This window comes from Prevotella sp. C0026C3 (genome assembly GCF_056590795.1).
On sequence record NZ_JBWPWW010000014.1, the window covers coordinates 34694 to 51294 of the forward strand.

Sequence of the window (16601 nt, forward strand, 5' to 3'; positions counted from 1 at the left end):
CCGGCGTCAAGCCACAATCTCTAATCATTATGACAAAGAAATTTTATTCAATGGTAGTGCTATTTGCACTGTTTATCAGTTTATCAATGGCTGCCAAGCCTAAGATTCGTATCATTGCTACGGGCGGAACGATTGCCGGTGTCAGCGCTTCGGCAACTTCTTCGGCTTACAGTGCAGGCCAAGTAGGCGTTCAAACTCTTATACAAGCCGTTCCACAAATGCTAGATTTGGCCGATGTCAGTGGTGAGCAATTGGTCAATATCGGTTCACAAGACATGAACGATGAGGTTTGGCTGAAACTCGCCAAACGCATCAATCAATTACTAAACAACGAAGGTTACGACGGCGTTGTGGTGACTCACGGCACAGATACGATGGAAGAGACGGCTTATTTTTTAAATCTTACTGTGCATAGCGACAAACCTGTCATCCTCGTAGGATCTATGCGACCCTCCACAGGCATCAGTGCCGACGGCCCGGGTAATCTCTATGCCGGTGTAGCTGCGGCAGCAAGTGCCAATTCAAAAGGCCGTGGTGTAATGTGTTGTATGAACAATCTGCTGCTCGATGCAAAAGAAGTCATCAAGACACATACCACGGATGTAGCCACATTCCAAGCTGCCAACTACGGCAAAGTGGGATATGTATATAATGGTGAAGCCATTTACAACAGCTCGGTAGACAACATCCACACCACCAAGAGCGAATTTTCGGTAGACAATCTCGACAAGTTACCGCAGGTAGGTATCGTCTATGGCTATGCCAACTGTTCTCCGCTACCCATGCAGGCATTCGTAGATGCCAACTTCGATGGTATCGTTTTGGCCGGTGTAGGCGATGGAAACTTCTATAAAGACGTGTTTGATGTAGCATTGAAAGCACGTGCTAAAGGTATCAACGTCGTACGTTCATCTCGTGTTCCTACCGGTCCTACCTGCCTAAATGGTGAGGTTGACGACTCCAAATACCATTTCGTAGCTTCTCTAACGCTCAATCCTCAGAAGGCACGTGTACTCTTGATGCTGGCTTTGACCAAGACCAAAGACTGGCAGAAGATTCAGGAATACTTCCAAAAGTATTAATCTCAAACTGCACAAACTTAGGAGTTAGAAGGAGTCAATAGGAGTTTAAATCTCTTGGAGACTTGAAGTCAACCGACAAATATCTATTAATTTCCCTCTGTTACTCCAACGCCTAGCAGGCGCTTAAACTTCGATAACTCCTAAGTTGAGTTTCTTTGAAAAATTTAAAACACAAATTTAGCACCTTATGAAACAATATCTATCAATTGTAGCTGCACTATGTATCTCGATGGGTGCGGCAGCACAAGGCAGCAATACAGGCATGGGCGGACAAGACGGGAATTATCAATCCTTGGCCGAACGAGTACTGAAACTGGAAAAGAAGACCGATGCTTTCAACGTATACTTCAACTATGCGGCTTCAGGAAGCGCCACAGAGACAAACGGTGTATGGGGAACGGGATTCGCCAACAAGCAGTTACGCTTGGAAATCAAGGGTAATATCACCGACAAACTGTTCTATCGCTTCCGCCATCGCTTGAATAAAAGCGATGCAGCCAAGAGCAAAGACAACTTTGCCAAAGCCACCGACATTATGATGGTAGGCTATAGTTTCAACGACAAACTGACCGTTCAAGCCGGTAAGATGTGCCAGATATGGGGTGGATTTGAATTCGATGAGAACCCTATGTACATCTATCAGTACTCTGATATGGTTGATAACATGGACAACTTCACCGCCGGAGTGGTGTTATCTTATAAACCTGTACCCACACAAGAGATTGCCGTAGAAGTCTCTGATGCCGATAATGACAAGTTTGCCGACTACTATGGCGGTAATGTTGTAGCTACTGCGGGTTCTTCATTACGCGAATTAAAGGCCGTTACAGGCAGCAATAATCCCCTTACCTACATTGTCAACTGGAACGGAAGTTTCTTAAACGACGTGCTACAGACTCGTTGGGCGTGGGGTATTCAGACGCAGGCACGCCATAAATATTCGCGCATGATAACCTTGGGACAGAAGTTGAATCTCCCCAAATTCCAATGGTACTTCGACTATATGGGCGCGTTCGACAGCCTAGACCGACTTCGTATCGCCAGTGGAGAACTGGGTAGTCTGCTCCAAACTGGCTCCGAACAGTCCGGATACTTCAGCGATGTGCACTATAACTCGTTCATCAGCAAAATCAATTGGCAGTTTGCTCCACAGTGGAACCTCATGCTCAAGGGTATGTACGAGACTGCTAGCGTCTCTAAGATAGAAGAGTATAAGAACTATCGCAAATCGTTTGGATACATGGGTTCAATCGAATATTACCCCGTACACCAGCAAGATTTCCGCCTGTTCTTAGCTTATATAGGGCGTAAGTTCAATTATAGTGAGAAGTCAGGTTTGGCCGACTACAACACCAACCGCATCGAACTAGGCTTCATGTACAGAATTAAATGTTTCTAATGAGAAAGAGATAACTGGAGTAAATAGAAGATAACTGGAGACAACAGAAGTTAGCAGACAATAGTAAATAGACTCTAACAAATATACATTTGTCTGCTAACTCCATACAACGATAAGTTGTTTAACTCCCGATAACTTTATTCTTACTCCTACAAAAAACAATAATATGGAAGAAAAATTCAGAGTAGAGTCCGACCTTTTAGGCGAACTGAAGGTTCCGGCAGACGCTTATTATGGCGTACAAACACAACGTGGTATCAACAACTATCATATCTCACGCAAAAAAATGCGCGACTATCCCGACTACGTCATCGCCATCGCGTACGTTAAACTGGCTGCCGTGCAGACCAACCATAGCCTCGGTGTCATCAACGACGAGATTGCCGGAGCCATCTCACAGGCTTGTCGAGAGATTATAGACGGAAAGTTACACGAGAACTTCCCCATTGATATGATGCAGGGAGGAGCTGGAACATCGGTCAACATGAATGCTAACGAGGTAATAGCCAATCGTGCATTGGAGATTATGGGGCACAAGAAAGGGGAATACCAATACTGTTATCCCAACGACCATTGCAACTGTGGACAGTCTACCAACGACGTTTATCCCACCACAATTCGCCTTGCCATCATTCGCATGAATAAGAGTTTGGTAGCTAGCCTCACCGGTCTTATCAGCGCATTGCGCTACAAGGGCGACGAATACAAGGATACCATCAAGATGGGACGCACGCAGTTGCAAGACGCTGTACCTATGACGGCAGGGCAAGAATTCAATGCTTACGCCAACAACTTGGAAGAAGAAATACTGAACCTAGAGCGTAATGTGAAGCTATTGCACGAGATTAACATGGGCGGTACGGCCATCGGAACCGGTCTGAATGCTGTTCCGGGCTTCGCAAAGCTATGCGCAGCCAATCTAAGCAAGCTCACTGGCGAGACATTCATCTCTGCATCCGACCTCGTAGAAGCCACTCCTGATACAGGAGCATACGTTAGTTACTCATCGGCATTAAAGCGGTTGGCCGTGAAACTGTCTAAGATATGCAACGACTTCCGCCTCATGGCATCGGGACCCCGATGTGGTTTGCACGAAATCAACCTACCTGCGAAGGCTCCCGGTTCTTCTATCATGCCCGGAAAGGTGAACCCCGTCATCCCCGAAGTGACCAACCAAGTATGCTTTAAGGTCATCGGTAACGATACAACCATCTCGTTTGCAGCCGAAGCAGGCCAGTTAGAACTCAACGTCATGGAGCCTGTGATTACCGAATGTATGTTTGAAAGCCTCTGGTGGTTGCGTAATGCCATCGATACATTGACCGAAGAGTGCGTGTTAGGTATCACCGTGAACCGCGAACGTTGCTACGAAATGGTGAAAAACAGCATCGGTATCGTTACTGCTTTAAATCCTTACATCGGTTATAAAACCAGTACCAAGGTGGCCAAAGAGGCACTCGAAACCAATCGTTCAGTCTACGACATCGTATTAGAGCAAGGTATTATGACCAAAGAACAACTCGATTTGGCTCTCGATCCCAAAGAAATGCTCAAACCACATAAATTTGAATTGCCTAAAAAATAGAATATAAGTTGAAAATAAAACGATTTCCCAGTGAAGTCACCCCCGATAAAGAAGATGGTAAAAGCTCCTTTATCGGGGAATTTTAATATATATGTCTCGTCGCCAAGTGAATTACCGGCAACATGCTACTTACTTTATCGACTTGTTGATTTTGCACTTCTATTTTAAGAGGACTGTTACATATAGATACAAAAATCCCCATGCAAACAGACTCATCTCATTGCATGGGGACTTATAGAAGGAATTGCTCTCTTACTTATGCTGCTTGTAATAATCCAAGCCAAGCTGTACATTCTTCTTCAAAGCATTGGAAGAGTAAGTAGCACCAGACACTCCATCAACGTCCATCTTAGCTGCTTTGCTGACAGTCTTGCCTGTATAAGATGCCAACAGAGCCTTGGCACGATTGAAATACTTGGGAGTCTCGTGGTTGGGAAGGGCTTCTATCTTCACCACTTTATTCTTACGAATATAGATTTTAAGGGGCGTCATACTCCTAAACCCTTTCACATTCTTGCCCAACAATTGCGTATTGACTACAGCTGTATCCTTATCTTGGGTGATAATATCGTTACCCGGAATGGCACTTATCAACAATATGATCGCCAAAACCGCCAAGGCAGAGGTTATCCAAGTTATCTTTTGATTCTTCATTACCTATAATTTTTAATACCTATTTTTGTTAAATCTAGATTGCAAAGTTAACGGAATATATCCAAAGAATCGCAACAAAACACGTCAGTTTATGTTTTTTTACCAAAGAAAACGCTATCTTTGTAAAAACAGGACCATCATACATCACTATGCTTAAAGCTTTCATAGCGTTCCTTATAGCACTCATAGTACCCGATATTTACATCTGGATTCACTTCATAGGTACAGATGTGGCATGGTGGATAACGCTGCTTTATGCACTGCCGACAGTGGTCTTAATAGGTTCTTTCATTGCCGGCAATCTAGGATTCTATCACAATACGTGCCTGCGTATCTTCTTTTCGCTGAATCTATGCATCGTATTACCGAAATTGGTATTCGCTCTTTTATCATCGATATTACCCACGTGGCTAAGTCTAACCATTGCCTTGGCCTTGGTGGCAAGCATTGCTTACGGATTCATTGCGGGTTGGCGGCGACTCACAGTGCGTAGAGAGACTATCAAGTCTGAACTTCTACCGCCATCGTTCGACGGATTCCGCATCCTTCATTTCTCTGATTTGCATGCCGGGACATTCCTCAGAAGTCACTCGTTCATTCAACATCTCGTACAAGAAATCAACCGTTTACATCCCGACCTCATTGTCTTTACAGGCGATTTGGTGAATGTGAGCGCCGATGAAGTGATGCCATTCATGCGCGATCTACGTCAACTACACGCTCCATACGGTGTCTATTCGATTCTAGGAAACCACGACTACTGCGAGTATGGCAAAGACCATACGCTCCAAAATGTGGAACGCAATCAGCGCATGTTGCGCTACATAGAAGAGAAAATGGGCTGGCGACTGCTGCTCAACGAGCACGTATTGCTCGAAAAAGCATCCGATAAGATTGCTCTTATTGGTGTGGAAAACACCAGCCGACCACCATTTCCCTCTTATGGAGACCTACAGCGAGCCATGCAGGGGCTTCCCGACGACATGTATAAAATACTCTTAAGTCATGATCCTACGCACTGGCGACGCAACATTGTAAGCCAAACCAACATCGCACTCACGCTGAGTGGGCACACGCATGCTGGACAAGTGAAGATAGGACGACTCTCCCCGGCACGGTTCGCATACCGAGAATGGGGTGGTATATACAAAGAAGCCCAGCAGACACTCTATGTATCGCTGGGCTTAGGGGGGACAATGCCGTTTCGATTGGGGGCATGGCCAGAAATTAACCTTTTAGAGTTGAAGAGCTCTAAAAGATAATGATGCAAAGCTAATAGATAAGGACTAAGACTCTATTGAGCCACTCGAATGCGCTTACCCGTCAACTTCTGTATATCTTTCAACTGTTTCCTTTCGTCATCGCAGCAGAAACTGAGAGCCAAACCTTCATTTCCTGCACGGCCGGTACGACCTATACGATGCACATAAGTTTCCGGAACATCGGGGATATCGTAGTTGATAACCAATGGTAGTTCGTTGATATCAATACCACGGGCAGCAATGTCGGTGGCCACCATTACACGTGTTTTACCGGTCTTAAAGTTGCCTAAGGCCGATTGGCGAGCCGACTGACTCTTGTTACCATGGATGGCTTGACTCTTGATACCTGCTTTTACAAGCTTACGGACGATATTGTCGGCACGATGCTTGGTGCGAGAGAACACGAGTACGGAGCGTTCGTCGCGCTCATGGAGCAGTGAGATAAGTAGCGCAGTCTTCTCTTGTTTCTCTACGAAATAGAGTCGTTGGTCGATGGTATCGACGGTAGAAGAGACCGGTGTCACCTCTACACGGGCGGGATTGTGCAATATCTTGCGCGTAATCTCCTGTATTTCTTGTGGCATGGTAGCCGAGAAGAGCATGGTCTGCTTCTGTTTCGGCAGCATGGGCAATAGCTTCTTGATGTCGTGGATGAATCCCATATCGAGCATACGGTCGGCCTCATCGAGCACGAAATAGCGTATACTGTCGAGTCGAAGCAATCCTTGAGCTTTGAGATCGAGCAGTCGGCCGGGTGTAGCAACGAGTATATCAATGCCTCGGCGCAGCATGTCGACCTGCGGTTGCTGCCCCACTCCACCAAAGATAACACCATGTCGCACACCGGTATGACGTGCATAGTCGGTCAAGCACTCTTCTATCTGTAGAGCCAACTCGCGAGTCGGCGTCAATATAAGCGCACTAATGCCACGACTTTTCTGCGAAGTCTGACTGATATGTTGAATAAGTGGGATGGCAAATGCCGCTGTTTTTCCGGTTCCGGTCTGTGCGCATCCTAATATATCGCGCCCTTGTAATGCTACCGGTATGGCTTTCTCCTGAATGGGAGTAGGTTCTGTATATCCTTTTTCTGAAACGGCCTGCAATACAGGCTCTACAATCTTTAAATCCTGAAATGTCATTGTTTGTTTTTGAAAGAAGTTGACGAGTAGACTAGTTGACAAGTTAACGAGGTATCAATCATATTGTCCATTCGTTCACTTATAAACTCATAAACTAGTTTACTCGTTTACTTGTCTATTCGTCAACTCTTATTTAATATCTTCTCCTGTCGTTGTTGAAGTTACGACGGGGACGCTCCTCACGGGGCATAGCCTCTTTTACGTAAATAGTACGACCATCGAACTCCGTCTCATTAAGTGCGTCGATGGCCTTGCGAGCATCGTCGTCGTTGGACATTTCTACGAAGCCGAAGCCTCTAGAACGTCCTGTTTCGCGATCAGCGATGATTCTTGCTGATGTAATTTCCCCAAACTCTGAAAAACGGTTGCCCAAAGCTGCATCGTCTGTGCCGTAGCTTAGGCCTGAAATGTAAATGTTCATTTTTAATAAATGATGTTTTAAATAAATACTGGAAATCGGAGTTAAGAGAATAATTAAAGGAGCTGCTGCTTACTATTTAACTTGTAAAAGGAAGAGCGTTACGATAATAAGCCGAAACTCAAATTCGCAACAAAGGTATGGTAAATAATCTATAACAAACTATAACCAACCGCTTTTCTATACAAAAATAACCTTTTTTATATTTAAGAGTGGGGCTATTAGAGTCTAAACTCGTCTACTTGCCAACTTGTAAACTCTTCAACTACCAAACTGCAAGGCCGTAGCAATATCTCTGTTCGGGCTTGGCAGTAATGCTGAAAAGCCGAGACAGCAACACTGCCAAGCCCCTGCAATAAATCAATGGTGATTCCACGACGCCTTCATAGTCAAAATAAACGACGCTTTCCTTTGCCTTTCCAGTAGATTACACTATCTTTGCAAGTATGAATCCACAAGAGACTAACAGTATCAAATGGAGTGAAAACGTGTTGATTGCCGATGCCGATTACATCGACAAAGTGGCCTTTAACCTCACCGTAAACTTCGAACGCATGATTGGACGACGCATTCCAAAGGCCGATATGAGTCAATGGGGTGTATGTATAGCGCTGGATGGAGGAGTCCGTCCGGGTGAGAATGAAATACAAATGGTTCTCATTCATGACGAAAATCAACTGCAAATGGACAACTTTCAACCTTCTGATTATGCCAAAGAGTTGGATGGTCGTGCTTTCAAAGACAAGAAGTTAGGCGAGTTCAGTGTCAATACCATCGCTGCAGGAAAGATGACTTCTAAAGACGAGGCGATATTAGACGTGCTCTGTCTAGCATTGGAACGCCCGGAAGTAAAGCGTATCATGGTCATCCCTAACGCAGAACAAGGCGAGCTCTATGCTACCATTCGACAGACACTGCGCCAAATAGACGACGAAAAGCGCATCACCATCTTTGCCATGCAACCCATGGAAGGTGGCAATTTTAGGCAAGAAATATTGGGATACAGCCTCATGAGCGCACTGGGAATCAAGGCCGACGAAGTAAAGAGCTATTAAACAGATAGTCAATTAAGAATCACAAAAACAACAAAATAAACACTATGTCAAGAGTATTAATGATTGGAGCAGGTGGCGTAGCTACCGTGGCAGCATTCAAAATAGCACAGAATGCTGATGTATTCACCGACTTCATGATTGCTAGTCGGCGGAAAGAGAAGTGCGACAAAATAGTAGAAGACATCCATAAAGCTGGATGGAACATGCCCATAGAAACGGCTCAGGTAGACGCCGACGACGTGGAACAGCTCAAAACACTTTTCAACAGCTTCAAACCGGAGTTGGTTATCAACCTCGCTCTCCCCTATCAAGACCTCACCATCATGGACGCTTGCTTGGCTTGTGGGGTGAATTATCTCGATACAGCCAACTATGAGCCAAAGGATAAAGCACACTTTGAGTACTCTTGGCAGTGGGCTTATAAAGATAAATTTGAAAAGGCAGGCCTCACAGCCATCCTCGGTTGCGGATTCGATCCGGGTGTAAGCGGTATCTATACGGCTTATGCTGCCAAACATCACTTCGACGAAATCCATACACTTGACATCGTTGACTGCAACGCCGGAAACCATCATAAGGCCTTTGCAACCAACTTTAATCCCGAAATCAACATCCGTGAGATTACACAAAAGGGACTCTATTACAAGGATGGGCAGTGGATTGAGACCGAACCATTGGCTGTACATAAGGCGCTGACTTATCCAAACATCGGCCCTCGCGAGAGCTATTTGATGCACCACGAAGAGTTGGAGAGTTTGGTATTAAACTACCCTACCATCAAGCAGGCACGCTTCTGGATGACTTTCGGACAACAGTATCTCACTTATCTTGACTGTATTCAGAACCTAGGTATGAGCCGTATTGACGAAATAGAATACGAAGCTCCGTTGGCAGATGGTTCAGGTAAGACTGCAAAAGTAAAGATTGTACCTTTGCAATTCCTCAAGGCTGTATTGCCAAATCCACAAGATCTCGGAGAAAACTACGATGGTGAGACCAGTATCGGTTGCCGTATTCGCGGTATCAAGGATGGCAAAGAACTCACTTACTACGTTTACAACAACTGCAAACACCAAGAAGCTTACAAGGAAACAGGCATGCAAGGCGTTAGTTACACGACCGGTGTACCTGCCATGATTGGTGCCATGATGTTCTTCAAAGGTCTATGGCGCAAGCCCGGTGTGTGGAATGTAGAGAACTTCGACCCCGACCCATTCATGGAAAAACTCAATGAGTGCGGCCTGCCTTGGCACGAAGTATTCGGTGGGGAGTTGGAATTGTAATTTCAAGGAGTTAAGGAGTTAGAGGAGTAATTGGGAGTTAAGCCAAATGCTTATACTCCCACAAGCTTATAAAAGTCAATGAATTGTTCTTTTCAAGACATTATTGCATGGCGCGAAGCACATAAGTTTGTGCTCCCTGTTTATCAAGTAACTTCCTCTTTTCCTAATTCTGAGAAATTCGGACTCACTTCTCAATTCCAGCAAGTAGCCGTTTCTATCCCGGCCAATATAGCCGAAGGATATCGCAAACTCAGCAAAGCCGACAAGCTAAGGTTTCTAAATATAGCTCAAGGTAGTTTGGAGGAATGCAGATACTACATACTGTTAGCGAAAGATTTAAAATACATATCACAGCCACAACACGACAGTCTATGTATACAAATAGAAACTACTAGTAAATTGCTTAATGGATATTGTAAGGGTATTATCAATCACTCTTTCGACAAAAAATATATAATGCATGAGATAATAGTAGACGCTACACAAATTCTTCGCAAGCCTCTGTAACTCCAACAACATCAAGACTGTAACAAAATAAATATCAAGGAGATTACGCCCATAAGCATTTGGCTTAACTCCATAACTACAATTAACAACATAACTCCTTTATTATGTCAAAAGAAGAAACAACAGACGCACTGAAAGCTGCACAAGAGGGGAAACTGAAAGCGCTTCAGGCTGCTATGTCAAAGATAGAAAAAGATTTCGGTAAGGGTACCATCATGCGCATGGGCGACCAACAAGTAGAACATGTAGAGGTCATCCCTACCGGTAGTATCGGACTAGATGTGGCTCTCGGCGTAGGTGGATACCCACGCGGAAGAATCATCGAAATCTACGGACCGGAAAGTTCTGGTAAAACAACATTAGCCATCCATGCCATCGCTGAGACGCAGAAAGCCGGCGGTATCGCAGCATTCATCGATGCCGAACACGCTTTTGACCGCTTCTATGCAGAAAAGTTGGGCGTGGATGTAGAGAACCTTTGGATTTCTCAACCGGACAATGGAGAGCAAGCTTTAGAGATTGCCGACCAGTTGATTCGTTCATCTGCCATTGATATTTTGGTCGTTGACTCGGTCGCTGCACTTACTCCTAAGTCGGAAATCGAGGGAGATATGGGCGATAACAAGGTGGGCTTGCAAGCTCGTTTGATGAGTCAAGCACTGCGAAAACTTACGGCTACCATCAGCAAAACAAATACTACCTGCATCTTTATCAACCAGTTGCGCGAGAAGATTGGCGTGATGTTCGGCAACCCGGAGACCACAACAGGTGGTAATGCACTGAAGTTCTATGCGTCGGTGCGCCTAGATATTCGTCGCAGCACAGCCATCAAAGACGGCGACCAACAGATTGGTAACGAAGTACGTGTTAAGGTTGTGAAGAACAAGGTGGCTCCTCCTTTCCGCAAGGCAGAATTCGAAATCATGTTCGGAGAGGGTATTAGCAAGATTGGAGAGATTGTAGACCTTGGCGTTGAATACGGTATTGTGCAGAAAAGTGGTAGCTGGTACAGCTACAACGGTTCAAAATTGGCACAAGGTAGAGATGCTACCAAGGCGTTACTCCGCGACAATCCGGAACTATGCGAGGAACTTGAAGGCTTAATCAAACAGGCTATTGCCGAGAAACAATAAGTTTGTAAAATACAAAATGGCAGCTATGTATCAATACATAGCTGCCATTTCTCATTCTTACATTATATATAATAGGGAAAGGTTCTTACCCTTTCATAAAATCTTAATAACACCTGTAAGTGATTTATACTGCTTGTAGACGTTTTAGATGGCACAATAACAACTTACCATTACCATCACGTAAGTGCATACCATTGCCTCTACAATAGCGGAAATACTTGCAATCGGCACACTCATCCTTACGCATCCACTCACGATTACGATAGGGTTGGTATCGATTTTCCCACACTTCCATGAAGTCATCTTCATAAATATTGCCTTGATGATAGTCGGCACGAATACTCGCACAAGCCGAGATGGAACCATCAACTAGTACCGATCCGGTCGTTATACCGGCATTACAAAAGAAGAAATTATCGCGTACATCGCCCTCATAGTTGCCCAAGAATCCTTCGCAACCGTAACTCGTATGGATTCGTCCTTCCTTTCTTGTCTGCTTGATGAAATCAAAAAGTCCTCTGAATTCTTCATTCGTAAGGCGCATCATTGGGTCATAGGCAGCCCTACCCACAGGGAATACACTGAACAAACGCCAAAGTTTAACACCCTTAGCAATCAAAAACTCCTTGATATCATTCAACTTTCCATAGTTTTGACGGTTCACACAAGTCACCACATCAAACACCAATGGATAGGCAGCCACCATCATATCAATAGCACAAGAGACTCGCTCAAAGCTATGCTTGTGCCCTCTCATCCAGTTATGATCCTCCTCTAGCCCATCCATACTCACGGTGATGGAATGCAATCCGGCATCCAGTAACTTATTGAAACGTTCTTGTGTCAAGTACAACCCATTAGTCACCATACCCCAAGGGAATCCTTTCTCATAAATAGCAGCGCAACATTCCTCCAAATCTTCACGCATCAAAGGCTCTCCACCAGTCACGACAACGAACACTTGATGCGGATCTTGCTTGGCAGCAATGCCATCCAACACGCGCAAGAAATCTTCTTTCGGCATGTCCCTAGCCTCCATCTTCACCTTACAATCGCTTCCACAGTGCCTACAATGAAGATTACAACGCAACGTACATTCCCAAAACAACTGGCGCAAGGGATGCTCTTCCACCTTTTGATTGAGCATTTTGCGCCACAATTCCAATGCCACTTTACGGCGAAATGATAGAGGTGTTGCTTTCATTTACTTCTTTTGTTTCTTCAATTTCTTATCTGCTGTCACCTCAAAGTACCCTTCTATTCCATCCGGAACCTTTTTCTTTTTGCACAATAGTGACCTGCGTGCCTTTCAAAGAGCTCTTTTCAAACGTGCCACCATTGGCTTCGCCGTCCACGTCTTCAAACATAACGACAAGGTCTTCCTTTAAATATCTTTCACTAGAACTATACAACTTTTTAGTAGAGAATTTCCCTTCTGCATCTGTATAGACGGTATCGCGTCCTCCCAAATAGTTATTAGTTGGTATTGCAACAACTCGTATGCCCTTGATATGAGCTCCATCTTCCGTCTTTACCTGTCCTTTTACTTGGAATGAAATATTAGGAACGCCATATTCACAAATCATTGGTCCATCAGGGTCGTCTAAAGATTTGCTACAAGAACCAAATCCTAACAGGGTAAACAATGCTGCCAATAGAGCATTATACCAATGTGTAAATTGTACTTTCATGGTCAATTCATTAAATGTTACTATTATAATAAGGAGTGAATCTACTTCGACTTCTTAGTTAATTTCTTATCTGCTGTCACCTCAAAATCACCCCCATACCAATGCTCTCCTTTTTTCTTCTGTACAATAGTGACCTGCATGCCTTTCAAAGAGTCCTTTTCAAACGTGCCACCATTGGCTTCGCCGTCCACGTCTTCAAACGTTACAACAAGTTCATTCTTCAAGTATGACTCCCCATAAGTCTTTAACTTCTTCATCTCAAAATTACCATTGGCATCGGTATAAGCCGTATCTCTCCCCTGCGTTTCACGATAATTTCGACTTTTTATTGTCACTTGAATTCCTCTTAGATCGCTTCCCGTGTCTCCTTTCACGTTTCCTTTCACTTGATAAGACACTATTGGTGTACCATATTCCTCAGTACCTGTAGAATCACAAGATTCAAAACCGAGCAGCGAAATCAGCGAAGCAAGAATTGCACTATACCAATGATTAAGCCTTATTTTCATGTTTCTTCTATTAAAGTTTTCTATTGTTATAATCGCAAAAATAATAAATCTTGCGCCCTATTTCCAACTTTTCGCCCCTCTTTATACTTTTTTAATCTTGTTAAAAACTGATTTCAGCACCACCTCTAGAGCAAGAACAAAACATAATAGTGTTCACATTATCTGAGCAACAATAATAGAAGATGTAATCATTACAAAACTTTTCAATTATTTTCTCAATTGGATAACTTTTTTTACGTAACTTTGTCGAAAGTTGAACGAAATAGAATAGCTCTTATTTAAAAGTCTAATAAGAGTTTAACAGCAACCAAAGCATAACCAATTTAACATCAACAACTTAGGTTAAAACAGCAATAATGGAAATCAAGAAAAGGAATGGTAAAATCGAAATATACGATTTACAAAAAATAATATCAGCTATCAAGAAGAGTTTCAACAGCGTAAACAATCTTGGACATGAGCAAGAAATCGAAGCTATGGCAAACGAGGTAGAATGCTACCTCAACGAACATGGCGACAAACGAGATGTTGAAAACATTCAAGACAAGGTAGAAAAGACTTTGATGGAACACGGTTTCTACGACGAAGCCAAAAGTTATATCCTCTTCAGATGGCAACGAAACGAGCAGCGAAAATACATTAGGAACATCGCATTCAATATCGGTGACAATGGCATAGAAGAGGTTCTCAACGGCATTCGTCAAGACTTTCGCGAGGCAGAGTACAGCGTCACACTTCTATCAGATAAGTTTGTAAGTTTCTCAAAACCCCTCATGAGCCAAAAAGAAAAACTCAACGCGCTCATCAAAGCGGCCGTAGAACTTACCACGGCAGAAAGTCCGATGTGGGAAATGATATCAGGCAGATTGCTCAGCTTCCAAATAAACCGAGGCATTGAAGAGGAAGAAAGGAAGTTAGGAATCAACACTTTCTACGAGAAATTGCGCTACCTGACAGACGAGAGACTCTACGGCAGCTACATACTAGACAACTATTCCAAAGAAGAGATAGCCAAAGTCGAGGGCTTCATGGTCGAATCGCGCAACCACCTATTTAATTATAGTGGGCTCGACTTGCTGGCCAAGCGCTATCTTATCCGCACTTACGACGGTCGAATTATTGAGCGTGTACAAGAGATGTACATGGGTATAGCCCTCCATCTAGCCATGCCGGAGAAAGAAAATCGCTTGATGTGGGTGGAGAAAATATACCATTTGCTCAGTAAATTGGAAGTGACAATGGCCACCCCCACCCTTTCCAACGCTCGCAAACCTAACCATCAACTCTCCAGTTGTTTCATCGATACAGTCCCCGACAGCCTCACTGGCATTTATCGCAGCATCGACAACTTTGCACAGGTAAGCAAATTTGGTGGCGGTATGGGCATGTACTTCGGCAAAGTAAGGGCTACCGGAGGCAGTATCCGTGGCTTTAAGGGAGTAGCCGGAGGCGTCATCAGATGGATGAAATTGGTCAACGACACCGCTGTGGCAGTAGATCAACTGGGCATGCGACAAGGAGCTGTGGCCGTATATCTGGATGCTTGGCACAAAGATATACCCGAATTCCTGCAGCTACGCACCAATAATGGCGACGACCGCATGAAAGCTCACGACATATTCCCGGCTATCTGCTACCCCGATTTATTCTGGAAAATGGCCGAACAAAGCCTCGACCAAAACTGGTACTTGTTCTGTCCGAACGAGATTTTGCGCGTCAAGGGCTATTCACTCGAAGACTATTACGGCGAAGAATGGGAACGCAGATACCAAGAATGTATAGACGACGCCCGCATCTCACGCCGCATCATCACCATCAAAGACTTGGTAAGGCTTATCCTCCGCTCTGCCGTTGAGACCGGAACTCCCTTCACTTTCAACCGCGACATCGTGAATCGAGCCAATCCCAATTCGCATAAAGGCATCATATACTGCTCTAATCTATGTACCGAGATTGCTCAAAACATGGCTTCCATCGACGAAGTGAGTCGCGAGATACAAACCAAAGACGGTGAAACAGTGGTGGTAACGACAGTCAAACCGGGCGAATTCGTAGTATGCAATCTTGCCAGTCTGTCGCTCGGCCGATTGCCTTTGGAAGATAAAGAAGCTATGTGCGACAAGGTAGCCACCGTCATTCGTGCGCTCGACAACGTCATCGAACTCAACTTCTATCCCGTTCCTTACGCCCAAATCACCAACCATCGCTATCGCAGTATAGGTCTCGGCGTGAGCGGTTACCATCATGCGCTGGCCACTAGAGGCATTAAATGGGAGAGCGACCGCCATCTAGAGTTCATGGACAAAGTGTTTGAAACCATCAACTATGCAGCCATCTCTGCCAGTTCAGACCTAGCCAAGGAGAAAGGGCGGTATCAATACTTCGACGAAAGCGACTGGCAGACAGGGGCATACTTCGACAAACGCGATTACAAATCGGAAGAATGGACGCAACTCCGTCAAAAGGTTGCCGACCAAGGTATGCGCAACGCCTATCTATTAGCCATTGCTCCAACCAGCAGTACAAGCATACTTGCGGGTACGACAGCCGGACTCGACCCCATCATGCAGCGTTTCTTCTTAGAAGAGAAAAAGGGCGCCATGCTTCCACGTGTGGCTCCTGCCCTCTCCGACCGCACATACTGGCTCTATAAAGGTGCCTACCACATCAATCAACAGTGGAGCGTACGGGCATCGGGTATCCGTCAACGCCATATAGACCAAGCCCAGAGCATGAACCTCTATATTACCAACGACTACACCATGCGCCAAGTACTCGACCTCTATCTGCTTGCTTGGAAGAGCGGTGTCAAGACCATTTACTACGTACGCAGCAAGTCGTTGGAGGTTGAAGAGTGCGAGAGCTGTGCCTCATAATCCCA

The 16601-nt window shown here is 44.7% G+C and carries 15 protein-coding genes; 9 read left to right on the top strand and 6 right to left on the bottom strand.

All coding sequences use genetic code 11. From position 1 onward, the window contains the following. Nucleotides 1-29: 29 nt before the first annotated feature. The 3 genes from ansB (at nt 30) to aspA (ending at nt 4066) form a co-directional block, all read left to right on the top strand. Nucleotides 30-1082: an L-asparaginase 2 gene (gene ansB / locus AC1EK4_RS09145; RefSeq protein WP_480357993.1), complete on the top strand. Its 1053-nt coding sequence runs from the start codon at nt 30-32 to the stop codon at nt 1080-1082. 187 nt (nt 1083-1269) lie between these two features. Continuing rightward, nucleotides 1270-2481 (top strand): porin, encoded by a 1212-nt coding sequence (locus AC1EK4_RS09150; protein ID WP_480357995.1) that lies wholly within the window; start codon nt 1270-1272, stop codon nt 2479-2481. Nucleotides 2482-2647: 166 nt separating this feature from the next. After that, on the top strand, nt 2648-4066 hold the full coding sequence (aspA, locus tag AC1EK4_RS09155; RefSeq protein ID WP_036899067.1) for an aspartate ammonia-lyase: 1419 nt from the start codon (nt 2648-2650) through the stop codon (nt 4064-4066). A 252-nt stretch (nt 4067-4318) separates the two neighbouring features. Here aspA and AC1EK4_RS09160 read toward each other — a convergent pair whose 3' ends face one another. After that, nucleotides 4319-4720: an FMN-binding protein gene (locus AC1EK4_RS09160; RefSeq protein ID WP_036899071.1), complete on the bottom strand. Its 402-nt coding sequence runs from the start codon at nt 4718-4720 to the stop codon at nt 4319-4321. A gap of 149 nt (nt 4721-4869) precedes the next feature. On the opposite strand from AC1EK4_RS09160, the gene AC1EK4_RS09165 reads away from it, so the two are divergent. Continuing rightward, nucleotides 4870-5982: a metallophosphoesterase gene (locus AC1EK4_RS09165; protein ID WP_480357997.1), complete on the top strand. Its 1113-nt coding sequence runs from the start codon at nt 4870-4872 to the stop codon at nt 5980-5982. A 32-nt stretch (nt 5983-6014) separates the two neighbouring features. On the opposite strand, the gene AC1EK4_RS09170 is transcribed toward AC1EK4_RS09165, so the two are convergent. Together AC1EK4_RS09170 and AC1EK4_RS09175 are read right to left on the bottom strand one after the other, a co-directional pair. Continuing rightward, complete coding sequence (locus tag AC1EK4_RS09170; RefSeq protein ID WP_480357998.1) at nt 6015-7124, bottom strand: DEAD/DEAH box helicase; 1110 nt, start codon at nt 7122-7124, stop codon at nt 6015-6017. Between the two features lie 133 nt (nt 7125-7257). Next, nucleotides 7258-7545, bottom strand: a complete 288-nt coding sequence (locus tag AC1EK4_RS09175; RefSeq protein ID WP_036899077.1) for an RNA recognition motif domain-containing protein — start codon at nt 7543-7545, stop codon at nt 7258-7260. Nucleotides 7546-7988: 443 nt separating this feature from the next. Here AC1EK4_RS09175 and AC1EK4_RS09180 point away from each other — a divergent pair, with 443 nt between their 5' ends. The 4 genes from AC1EK4_RS09180 to recA all read left to right on the top strand — a co-directional run bounded on the left by AC1EK4_RS09180 (nt 7989) and on the right by recA (nt 11520). After that, nucleotides 7989-8597, top strand: a complete 609-nt coding sequence (locus AC1EK4_RS09180; RefSeq protein WP_480358000.1) for a DUF6621 family protein — start codon at nt 7989-7991, stop codon at nt 8595-8597. A gap of 44 nt (nt 8598-8641) precedes the next feature. After that, the gene (locus AC1EK4_RS09185) at nt 8642-9880 is read left to right on the top strand and encodes a saccharopine dehydrogenase family protein (RefSeq protein WP_480358001.1); all 1239 of its coding nucleotides are present in this window, start codon (nt 8642-8644) and stop codon (nt 9878-9880) included. Between the two features lie 78 nt (nt 9881-9958). Beyond that, nucleotides 9959-10387: a four helix bundle protein gene (locus AC1EK4_RS09190; protein WP_082721677.1), complete on the top strand. Its 429-nt coding sequence runs from the start codon at nt 9959-9961 to the stop codon at nt 10385-10387. A 104-nt stretch (nt 10388-10491) separates the two neighbouring features. Further along, on the top strand, nt 10492-11520 hold the full coding sequence (gene recA / locus AC1EK4_RS09195) for a recombinase RecA (protein WP_062433154.1): 1029 nt from the start codon (nt 10492-10494) through the stop codon (nt 11518-11520). 124 nt (nt 11521-11644) lie between these two features. Here recA and AC1EK4_RS09200 read toward each other — a convergent pair whose 3' ends face one another. The 3 genes from AC1EK4_RS09200 to AC1EK4_RS09210 are packed head-to-tail and all read right to left on the bottom strand — an operon-like array spanning nt 11645 to nt 13720. Then, nucleotides 11645-12724: a TIGR04133 family radical SAM/SPASM protein gene (locus tag AC1EK4_RS09200; RefSeq protein ID WP_036900610.1), complete on the bottom strand. Its 1080-nt coding sequence runs from the start codon at nt 12722-12724 to the stop codon at nt 11645-11647. Between the two features lie 40 nt (nt 12725-12764). After that, nucleotides 12765-13211 carry a radical SAM-associated putative lipoprotein gene (locus tag AC1EK4_RS09205; RefSeq protein ID WP_480358004.1) on the bottom strand — a complete coding sequence of 149 codons (447 nt, stop codon included), beginning with the start codon at nt 13209-13211 and terminating at the stop codon, nt 12765-12767. 41 nt (nt 13212-13252) lie between these two features. Then, on the bottom strand, nt 13253-13720 hold the full coding sequence (locus AC1EK4_RS09210; RefSeq protein ID WP_036900614.1) for a radical SAM-associated putative lipoprotein: 468 nt from the start codon (nt 13718-13720) through the stop codon (nt 13253-13255). Nucleotides 13721-14076: 356 nt separating this feature from the next. Between AC1EK4_RS09210 and AC1EK4_RS09215 the strand changes: the two genes are divergently transcribed. Next, a complete protein-coding gene (locus AC1EK4_RS09215; RefSeq protein WP_480358005.1) occupies nt 14077-16596 on the top strand; it encodes a ribonucleoside-diphosphate reductase subunit alpha in 2520 nt (839 codons plus the stop codon). The last annotated feature ends 5 nt before the right edge of the window (nt 16597-16601 follow it).

Coding starts and splice junctions, on each gene's coding strand:
- aspA (WP_036899067.1), top strand. CDS start 2,648: ATGGAAGAAAAATTCAGAGTAGAGTCCGACCTTTTAGGCGAACTGAAG.
- AC1EK4_RS09170 (WP_480357998.1), bottom strand. CDS start 7,124: ATGACATTTCAGGATTTAAAGATTGTAGAGCCTGTATTGCAGGCCGTT.
- AC1EK4_RS09190 (WP_082721677.1), top strand. CDS start 9,959: ATGAATTGTTCTTTTCAAGACATTATTGCATGGCGCGAAGCACATAAG.
- ansB (WP_480357993.1), top strand. CDS start 30: ATGACAAAGAAATTTTATTCAATGGTAGTGCTATTTGCACTGTTTATC.
- AC1EK4_RS09160 (WP_036899071.1), bottom strand. CDS start 4,720: ATGAAGAATCAAAAGATAACTTGGATAACCTCTGCCTTGGCGGTTTTG.
- AC1EK4_RS09185 (WP_480358001.1), top strand. CDS start 8,642: ATGTCAAGAGTATTAATGATTGGAGCAGGTGGCGTAGCTACCGTGGCA.
- AC1EK4_RS09150 (WP_480357995.1), top strand. CDS start 1,270: ATGAAACAATATCTATCAATTGTAGCTGCACTATGTATCTCGATGGGT.
- AC1EK4_RS09210 (WP_036900614.1), bottom strand. CDS start 13,720: ATGAAAATAAGGCTTAATCATTGGTATAGTGCAATTCTTGCTTCGCTG.
- AC1EK4_RS09205 (WP_480358004.1), bottom strand. CDS start 13,211: ATGAAAGTACAATTTACACATTGGTATAATGCTCTATTGGCAGCATTG.
- AC1EK4_RS09215 (WP_480358005.1), top strand. CDS start 14,077: ATGGAAATCAAGAAAAGGAATGGTAAAATCGAAATATACGATTTACAA.
- AC1EK4_RS09175 (WP_036899077.1), bottom strand. CDS start 7,545: ATGAACATTTACATTTCAGGCCTAAGCTACGGCACAGACGATGCAGCT.
- AC1EK4_RS09200 (WP_036900610.1), bottom strand. CDS start 12,724: ATGAAAGCAACACCTCTATCATTTCGCCGTAAAGTGGCATTGGAATTG.
- recA (WP_062433154.1), top strand. CDS start 10,492: ATGTCAAAAGAAGAAACAACAGACGCACTGAAAGCTGCACAAGAGGGG.
- AC1EK4_RS09165 (WP_480357997.1), top strand. CDS start 4,870: ATGCTTAAAGCTTTCATAGCGTTCCTTATAGCACTCATAGTACCCGAT.
- AC1EK4_RS09180 (WP_480358000.1), top strand. CDS start 7,989: ATGAATCCACAAGAGACTAACAGTATCAAATGGAGTGAAAACGTGTTG.